This window comes from Tsukamurella ocularis (assembly GCF_965138335.1).
GTDB classification, from domain to species: domain Bacteria; phylum Actinomycetota; class Actinomycetes; order Mycobacteriales; family Mycobacteriaceae; genus Tsukamurella; species Tsukamurella ocularis_A.
In genome coordinates this window covers 1-9,138 of sequence record NZ_CBCSDV010000059.1, presented here as the reverse complement: position 1 = coordinate 9,138, position 9,138 = coordinate 1, and the positions used below count along the sequence as shown (strand labels likewise).

General features: G+C 73.1%; 5 protein-coding genes and 1 pseudogene. All 6 read left to right on the top strand.

Annotation, left to right across the window (positions count from 1 at the left end):
• The first annotated feature begins 68 nt into the window (after positions 1 to 68).
• Complete coding sequence (locus ACNAYW_RS24355) at positions 69 to 2,036, top strand: peptidoglycan D,D-transpeptidase FtsI family protein (RefSeq protein WP_415852178.1); 1,968 nt, start codon at positions 69 to 71, stop codon at positions 2,034 to 2,036.
• Positions 2,037 to 2,060: 24 nt separating this feature from the next.
• The gene (locus ACNAYW_RS24350) at positions 2,061 to 3,620 is read left to right on the top strand and encodes a UDP-N-acetylmuramoyl-L-alanyl-D-glutamate--2,6-diaminopimelate ligase (protein ID WP_415852177.1); all 1,560 of its coding nucleotides are present in this window, start codon (positions 2,061 to 2,063) and stop codon (positions 3,618 to 3,620) included.
• Positions 3,617 to 5,140 (top strand): UDP-N-acetylmuramoyl-tripeptide--D-alanyl-D-alanine ligase, encoded by a 1,524-nt coding sequence (locus tag ACNAYW_RS24345; protein ID WP_415852176.1) that lies wholly within the window; start codon positions 3,617 to 3,619, stop codon positions 5,138 to 5,140. The genes ACNAYW_RS24350 and ACNAYW_RS24345 overlap by 4 nt, the downstream gene beginning before the upstream one ends.
• Positions 5,137 to 6,216: a phospho-N-acetylmuramoyl-pentapeptide-transferase gene (mraY, locus tag ACNAYW_RS24340; RefSeq protein WP_415852175.1), complete on the top strand. Its 1,080-nt coding sequence runs from the start codon at positions 5,137 to 5,139 to the stop codon at positions 6,214 to 6,216. The genes ACNAYW_RS24345 and mraY overlap by 4 nt, the downstream gene beginning before the upstream one ends.
• Entirely contained in the window at positions 6,217 to 7,686 is a 1,470-nt protein-coding gene (gene murD, locus ACNAYW_RS24335; protein WP_415852174.1) for a UDP-N-acetylmuramoyl-L-alanine--D-glutamate ligase, read from the top strand. It begins immediately after the preceding gene.
• Positions 7,683 to 9,124, top strand: a pseudogene (ftsW, locus tag ACNAYW_RS24330) (putative lipid II flippase FtsW); the annotation flags it as partial. The gene murD and the pseudogene ftsW, both read left to right, overlap by 4 nt.
• Positions 9,125 to 9,138 lie beyond the last annotated feature (14 nt).

The window sequence follows — 9,138 nt, the reverse complement described above, 5'->3', positions numbered from 1 at the left end:
GCTCAGACCCCGGCTCCGAGCCCCACCCCGAGCCCGGCGCCCGCGGCGTCGGCCCAGGGGACGGCCCGGTGACCCGCGCCCAGCGCCCGCCGACGAAGACGAGGCCGTCCGCCCGCTCCGGGGCGCCGCGCGGTGCCGCGGCCCCCAAGCCGGGCCACCAGTCCGCGCGGGCCCGGGTCAAGGGCGGCCGCGCACCCGAGGTCTCCACCGCTTTCACCGGCCGCGTCCGCGTCGGCGGCTGGGTGATCGTCGCGGTCTTCACCGTCATCGCCGTGTGGCTCGGCGTCGTCCAGTTCATCCAGGCCCCGGGCCTGTCCGCGAAGGCCGAGAGCCAGCGCCAGGTCAAGGAGGTGCTGCCGGCGGTCCGCGGTTCGATCACCGACCGCGCCGGGCAGCCGATCGCCTTCACCATGGAGGCCAAGTCGCTGACGCTGCAGCCCGTCGCGGTGCGCAAGCAGATCCAGGAGAAGTACGACAAGGACGTCGAGCTGGTGAAGGAGGGCGGCGACGCCGCGAAGGGCGTGACGCCCGTGGGCGTCGACGACCGGCTGCAGCAGATCGCCAAGAAGATCGTCTCCGTCCTCGGCGATTCCGTGAACGAGCAGAAGCTGCTCGAGCAGATGCGCGGCAACGACACCTTCGTCTACCTGGCCCGCGGCGTCGACCCGGCGAAGGCCTCGGCGATCACGGACGAGTACTCCGAGGTCGGCGCCGAGCGCCAGTCGATCCGCAACTACCCGGGCGGCTCGCTCGCCGCGAACATCGTGGGCACCACCGGCTTCGAGGGCCAGGGCCTCATCGGCCTCGAGTCCTCGCTGGACTCGATCCTCGCCGGTACGGACGGCTCGCGCACGTACGACCGCGGCTCCGACGGCGCCGTCATCCCCGGCAGCACTCGCGACATCCACCCGGCCGCGAACGGGGCCCGCGTGGTGCTCACGCTCGACAACGACGTGCAGTTCTTCGTGCAGCAGGCGGTCGCGCAGGCGAAGGCCAAGTCCGGCGCCAAGAGCGTGCAGGCCGTCGTGCTCGACTCCAAGACCGGCCAGGTGCTGGCGATGGGCGTCGACAACACCTTCAACCCGTCGCACGGCATGAACAACCAGCCGGACTCGGCGCGCACCGGCAACCTCGCGGTGACCACGCCCTTCGAGCCGGGCTCGGTGAACAAGCTGATCACCGCCGTGGCGGCGATCGACGGCGGCAAGACCAAGCCCGACGAGGTGCTGCAGGTCCCCGGCCAGATCCGGATGTCGGGCGTCACCGTCAAGGACGCCTGGGCCCACGGCACCGAGCCGTACACCACCACCGGCGTCTTCGGTAAGTCGTCCAACGTGGGCACCCTGATGCTCGCGCAGCGCGTCGGCGAGGACGCCTTCGCCGATTACGTCGCCCGCTTCGGCCTCGGTCGCTCCACGGGCGTGGGCCTGCCGGGCGAGTCCGGCGGCGCCGTGCCCGCCCGCAACCAGTGGTCGGGCGGCACCTTCGCCAACCTGCCGATCGGCCAGGGCCTGTCGATGACGGTGCTGCAGATGGCCGGCATGTACCAGGCGCTCGCCAACGACGGGGTCCGGATCCCGCCGCGCATCATCAAGGAGGTCGACGGTGCCGCCAACCCCGCGTCCGGCGCGGAGCCGGTGCGCGTGATGAGCTCCGAGACCGCCCGCACCGTGCTCGACATGTTCCGCGCCGCGCTCCAGCGCGACCCGATGGGCTACCAGCAGGGCACCGGCGCGCCGGGCTCGGTCGAGGGCTACCAGATCAGCGGCAAGACCGGCACCGCGCAGCAGGTGGACCCGGTGACCAAGGCGTACTCCAACTCGCTGTACAACATCACCTTCGCGGGCGTCGCGCCCACGAACGATCCGCGCTTCGTCATCGGCCTGATGATGGACGCCCCCACCCGGAGCTCCGACGGCACGGGCGGCCAGTCCGCGGCGCCGCTGTTCCACGACATCGCCTCGTTCCTGCTGCAGAAGTACGGCGTCCCGCTCTCGCCGCCCTCGAAGCCGCTGACGCTGGTGGCCGGTAAGTAGTTAACCGGCGGGTAGGATCTACCGGTGCCCGAATCGACTCTCACACGCCCCGACCATCCCCACGGAGCCACGGCCGCCGAGGTCGTTGCGCAGGTCCCGGGCGTCGTCCTGGCCGACGGTGCCGATGGTCGGGTCCGGCTGACCGGCGCCACCGTCCGCGCCCAGGAGGCGCGCCCCGGCGACCTGTTCTGCGCCGTCCCCGGCACCGCGACGCACGGCGCGCGGTTCGCCGCGGGCGCGATCGAGGCCGGGGCCGTGGCGGTGCTCACCGATGCCGACGGTGCCGCCCTCCTCGCCGAGGAGGGCCAGGACGTCCCCGTGCTGCTCCACGGCGATCCGCGCTCGGTGCTCGGGCCCGTCGCGGCGGTGGTGTACGGCGCACCGTCGAGCCGGATGACGCTCGTCGGCATCACGGGCACCTCCGGCAAGACCACCACCAGCTACCTCGTGGAGGCGGCGCTCGCCGCGGGCGGCAACCCGACGGGTCTGATCGGCACCGTCGGTACGCGCATCGCCGGCGTCGACGTCCCGACCACGCTCACCACGCCCGAGGGCACCGCGCTGCAGGGGCTGTTCGCGTCCATGGTCGAGCGCGGCGTGACCGCCGCCGTCATGGAGGTCAGCTCGCACGCCCTCGCCCAGAACCGGGCGGGCGGCAGCCGGTTCGCCGTCGGCGCGTTCACCAACCTCAGCCAGGATCATCTCGACTACCACCCCACGATGGAGGACTACTTCGCCGCGAAGTCGCTGCTCTTCGTCGGGCCGCAGGCCTGCGAACGCGCGGTGATCTGCGTCGATGACGAGTGGGGCCACCGCATGGCCGAGCTGCGTCGCGCGGCAGGATCGCCGCTGGTCACCGTCGCCACCGCCGGACCCGCCGACTGGACCGCGGGCGAGGTCGCCGCGTACTCCGACGGCACGCAGCGGTTCACCCTGAGCGGGCCGGACGGCCAGACCTTCTCCGCCGTCGTCGGCCTACCCGGTGCCTACAACGTCGCCAACGCCGCGCTGGCGCTGGTCATCGCGCACGAGGCAGGTATCCCGTTGGCCGACGCGGCCCGCGGGATCGGCGCCGTCGCCGTGCCCGGCCGGGTGCAGCGCATCGACCGCGGCCAGGACTTCCTCGCCGTCGTGGACTACGCCCACAAGCCCGCCGCGCTCGACGCGGTGATCGCGACGCTGCGCGGCCAGACCGCGGGGCGCATCGCCGTGGTCGTCGGGGCGGGCGGCGACCGCGACCGCGGGAAGCGGCCGCTCATGGGCGAGGCCGCCGCCGGCGCCGCAGAGCTGGTCATCGTCACCGACGACAACCCCCGCACCGAGGATCCCGCCGCGATCCGGGCCGCCGTGATGGCGGGCGCCCGCGCCGTGACCGGCGGCGGCGAGGTCCGCGAGATCGGCGACCGCCGCGCGGCCATCGCCGAGGCGGTGAACTGGGCTCGCACCGGCGACGTCGTGCTCGTCGCCGGCAAGGGCCACGAGGCGGGCCAGGAGATCCACGGCGTCAAGCATCCCTTCGACGACCGCGACGAGCTCGCGGCCGCGCTGGAATCGCGGGCCGCCGCGGGGGAGGCGCGCGCATGATCGAGCTCACCCTGCGTGAGGTCGCCGCGATCGTCGGCGGCACGCTGCACGACGTGACCGACCCCGAGGCGAAGGTCACCGGCACCGTCGAATTCGATTCCCGCGCGATCGGCCCCGGTGGGCTGTTCCTCGCGTTGCCCGGCGCCCGCGTGGACGGCCACGACTTCGCCGCCACGGCGATCGAGAAGGGCGCGGTCGCCGTGCTCGGCGCCCGCCCCGTGGGCGTGCCCGCGATCGTCGTGCCCGTCTCGGGCGAGACCGACAACCGTGTGATGGCGCTCGAGAACGACACCGACGGCGCCGGGGCAGCGGTGCTGCGGGCCCTCGGCGACCTGGCCGCGCACTGCACGAAGGCCCTCGCCGCGGACGGGCTCACCGTCGTCGGCGTCACCGGCTCGGCCGGCAAGACCTCGACGAAGGACCTCATCGCCGCCGTGCTGCGGCCGCTCGGCGAGACCGTCGCGCCGCCCGGCTCCTTCAACAACGAGATCGGCCACCCGTGGACCGCGCTGCGCGCCACGGCGTCGACGAGGTTCCTGGTGCTGGAGATGTCGGCCCGCGGCGAGGGACACATCGCGGCGCTGGCGAGGGTCGCGCCGCCGCGCATCGGCGTCGAGCTCAACGTGGGCACGGCCCACCTCGGCGAGTTCGGCTCGCGCGAGGCCATCGCCCGCGCCAAGGGTGAGCTGGTCGAGGCGCTGCCCGAGGACGGGATCGCCGTGCTCAACGCCGACGACGCCGCCGTCGCCGCGATGGCCTCCCGGACCGCGGCCCGCGTGGTCTTCTACGGAACCGGTGAGGCGGAGGTCGCCGCGGTCGACGTGCGCATCGACGCGCAGGCCCGGGCCTCGTTCACGCTGCGCGCGCCGGCGGGCGAGGCGCCCGTCGCGCTCAAGGTCCACGGCGAGCACCAGGTGCACAACGCGCTGGCCGCTGCGGCGGTCGGGCTGGAATGCGGCGCGACGGTCCCGCAGATCGCCGAGGCGCTGTCCGGTGCGGGCGCCGCGTCGCCGCGCCGGATGGACGTCTTCACCACCGACGACGGCGTGACCGTGGTCAACGACACCTACAACGCCAACCCCGACGCGATGCGGGCCGCGCTCCGCAGCCTCGTGCTCATGTCCGAGCACGACGAGGCGGGGGAGCGGCTGCCCGGACGCGAGCGCCGCCGCACCTTCGCGGTCCTCGGTGAGATGGGCGAGCTCGGCGAGGAGTCGATCGTCGAACACGACCGACTGGGCCGATTCCTGGTGCGGCTCGACATCACGTCGACCATCTGCGTCGGCACGTCCCGGGCCGTCCACGCCCTGTGGCAGGGCGCCGTGATGGAGGGCTCGTGGGGCAGCGAGGCCGTGCGCGTGGACACCCGCGCAGAGGCCGTGGACCGCCTCCGCGAGGAGCTCCGCCCGGGCGACCTCGTTTTGGTCAAGGCGTCCAAGTCCGAGAAGATGTGGGAGGTCGCCGAGCACCTGGGCACGGCGAGCGCGGTCAACAACGAGAACGGGGAGTCACCGAAGTGATCCAGATCCTGTTCGCGGGCGGCATCTCGCTGGCCGTGGCGATCCTGCTCACACCCGTCCTGATCCGGGTCTTCTCCCGGCAGGGCTTCGGTCAGGAGATCCGCGTCGAGGGGCCGCAGAGCCACCAGAAGAAGCGCGGCACCCCGTCGATGGGCGGCGTCGCGATCATCGTGGCCCTGTGGGCGGGCTACCTCGGCGCGCACCTGCTGGGCTGGAACTCCGGGCCCGGCCCCAGCGCCTCGGGCCTGCTGGTGCTCGGCCTCGCCACCTCGCTCGCGATCGTCGGCTTCCTCGACGACTTCATCAAGGTGCGCAAGCAGCGCAACCTGGGCCTGAACAAGACCGCGAAGACCGTCGGCCAGACGGTCGCGGCCCTGATCTTCGGCGTGCTCGTGCTGCAGTTCCCCAACGCCGACGGGGTGCGCCCGGCCAGCGAGTTCCTCAGCTACACGCGCGACATCAACACGATCTCCATGGGCGCGATCGTCTTCGTGATCTTCTGCTGGTTCGTCGTCTCCGCCTGGTCGAACGCGGTGAACTTCACCGACGGCCTGGACGGCCTCGCCGCCGGCTCCATGGCCATGGTGCTCGGCAGCTACGTGCTCATCAGCTTCTGGCAGTTCCGCTACGCCTGCGAGACCAAGCAGGTCGCCGGCTGCTACGACGTGCGCGACCCGCTCGACCTCGCGCTCATCGCGGTCGCCGCGGGCGGCGCCTGCCTCGGCTTCCTCTGGTGGAACGCCGCCCCCGCGAAGATCTTCATGGGCGACACCGGCTCGCTCATGCTGGGCGGCCTGCTGGCCGGCCTGTCGATCACCACCCGCACCGAGCTGCTCGCCGTCGTGCTGGGCGCGCTGTTCGTGGCCGAGATGGTCTCGGTCGTCATCCAGATCGCCGTCTTCCGCTCGACGGGGCGCCGCGTCTTCCGGATGGCGCCCTTCCATCACCACTTCGAACTCTCCGGGTGGGCCGAAACCACGGTGATCATCCGGTTCTGGCTGCTCACGGCCATCTCCTGCGGGCTCGGCCTGGTCCTGTTCTACGCCGAGTTCCTCGGCTCCGGCGCGGTCGGCTAGATGGCGACGATCCCCGGCCCCGGCGCGCACGTCCTCGTCGCGGGCGGGGGTGTCACCGGCCCGGCCGTCGCCCGGGCGCTGCTCCGGCTGGGGGCCGCGGTCACCGTCGCCGACGGCAAGCCCGCGGCGCGGGAGAAGATCGCCGGCGAGGTGCCCGGCATCGTCGTCGCCGACCTCGACGGCCACGACCCGTCCGGCTACGACCTGGTCGTGGTCGCGCCCGGCTTCCGGCCCACCGCACCCGTCGTGGTCGCCGCCGAGCAGGCGGGCGTCGAGGTGATCGGCGACGTCGAACTGGCCTGGCGGATCGACCGCGCCGGCGCCTTCGGCGCGCCCCGCGAGTGGCTCGTGGTGACCGGCACCAACGGCAAGACCACCACCACCCAGATGCTCGAGTCGATCCTGCTGCACGCCGGCGTCCGCGCCGTCGCGTGCGGCAACATCGGCCGCCCCGTCATCGACGCGATCGGCGACGTCGCCGACCCCCGCGTGCTCGCCGTCGAGCTGTCCTCCTTCCAGCTGCACTGGGCGCCGTCGGTGCGCCCGCGGGCGGGCGTCGTGCTCAACGTCGCCGAGGACCACCTCGACTGGCACGGCTCCATGGCCGCGTACACCGCCGACAAGGCGCGCGCCCTGGCCGGCGAGCTCGCTGTCATCGGCCTCGACGACCCGGTGGCCTCGGGGCTGCGCGGGGAGGTCACCGTCGGCTTCACCACGGGCGAGCCCGGGCCGGGCGACTACGGGGTGCGCGGCGGGATCCTGGTCGACGGTGCCGGTGCCCCGGTCCTGCGCGCGGACCGGGTGTCGCCGCCCGGGCCCGCCGGGATCGCGGACGCGCTGGCCGCGACCGCGCTCGCGCAGGCCGTGGGCGTCACCGCCGCGCAGGCGGGGGAGGCGCTCGCCGCGTTCCGGGTGGGCGCGCACCGCGCCGAGCCCGTCGCGCAGGTGCGCGGGATCACGTACATCGACGATTCCAAGGCCACCAACCCGCACGCCGCGCTCAATTCGATCGAGGCCCACGAGCGCGTGGTCTGGGTCGCCGGTGGCCAGCTCAAGGGCGCCGATGTCGCGCCGCTGGTGCAGCGCGTCGCGCCGCGACTCGTGGGCGCGGTGCTGCTCGGACTGGATCGCGACGAAATCGCGGGTTCACTCGCGCGACACGCGCCCGATGTCCCCGTGGTTCGGGTGTTCGCGGGCGAACATAGTCCTGTGTCTCCTGTGACTAATGATGCGAATCGTTCTGTAGGGACGACTGGGGCTAGCGATGTGCGAGTGTCCGGCGATGCGGATGCGGTGATGGCCGCCGTCGTCGCCGAGGCCTCCCGGATCGCCGAAGCCGCGGCCCACGACGGTGCCGCCCCCGTCGTGCTGCTCGCGCCGGCCGCGGCTTCGCTCGACATGTTCACCTCGTACGGGCACCGCGGCGACGCCTTCGCCGCCTCCGCCCGCGCGCTCGGAGACGCCTCGTGAGCCGCGCCGGCGAGGCCGCCGCAGGTTCCGATTCCGATCTCACGCCCGGCGGCGTCAACGCCCCGGAGAGCACCGAGTTCGACGCGCAGCCCCAGGAGACGGCCGCGTCGGCCGAGGTCGACGGCGCGCCGGGCTCCCGCGGCGCGGCCGCCGCGTCGGCTGCTCGCACCGGCGCCGACGTCGCCCGCACCGGCGCGTCGCTGCTGCGCGGCGCCGCCGTCGGTCTCGCGACGGCCCTGCGCCGCCCGCTCGCGTCCTTCCATCTGGTGCTGGGCCTCACCGCCGTGCTCACCGTGATGGGCCTGATCATGGTGCTCTCGGCGTCGTCGGTCGAGGACATCAGCGCCACCGGCTCGCCCTGGGGCAAGTTCACCAGCCAGCTGATCTACGTCAGTCTGGGCGTGGTCGCGTTCATCCTCGCCCTGTACTTGCGCCCCGCGCTGTTGCGCCGGGTGGCGCTCGGCGGCGTACTCGTCTCCATCGCGCTGCTCGCGGCCGTGCTCGTGCCCGGCATCGGCACCATGGTCGGCGGCGCGCGCCGCTGGATCGACGTGGGCGGCTTCACGCTGCAGCCCTCCGAGATCGCCAAGGTCGCGCTCATCGTGTGGGGTGCACACCTGCTCGCCGACCGCGGCCGCAAGGGCAACATCAAGGAACTCCTGCTACCGCTCGGCCCGGTGGTGGTGCTCATGGCCGCGCTCGTTGTCGCCGAGCCCAACCAGTCGACGGCCATGATCATCGTCGCCGTCGGCGCGATGCTGCTGTACTACGCGGGCCTGTCCTCGAAGCTCATCGCCTCGCTGCTGGTCGTCTTCGCCCTGCTCGGCATCTTCTTCGCGCTCGCCGAGGGCTACCGCTCGGCGCGCGTGCAGGCCTGGCTCGGCCGCACCGACGACGCGCTCGGCGCCAACTACCAGTCGAACCAGGCGCGCTACTCGCTCGCCGACGGCGGCCTGTTCGGCGTGGGCCTAGGCAACTCGACGGCCAAGTGGAGCTATCTCCCGAATGCGCACAACGACTTCATCTTCGCCATCATCGGCGAGGAGCTCGGCTACCTCGGCGCGGGCGTCGTCATCCTGATGTTCGGCGTCCTCACCTGGGTCGGCATGCGGATCGCGCGCCGGGTCGCCGACCCGTTCCTGCGCCTCATGGCCGCCTCGATCACCACGCTCGTCGCGTTGCAGGCGATCATCAACATGGGCTACGTCGTGGGTCTGCTGCCCGTGACCGGCATCCAGCTGCCGCTGCTCTCCGCGGGCGGCAACTCGGTGATCCTCGTGCTGTTCATGATGGGGCTGCTGGCGAACGCGGCCCGGCACGAGCCCGAGGCGATCGCCGCCCTGGCCGGGGGCCGCGAGGGCCGCACCGGCCGCCTGCTGCGCCTGCCCAAGCCGCTGCCCTACATCCCGCCGCGCCCCGAGCGCCCCGCCGGCCGCGGNCCNGCCCCGCGCC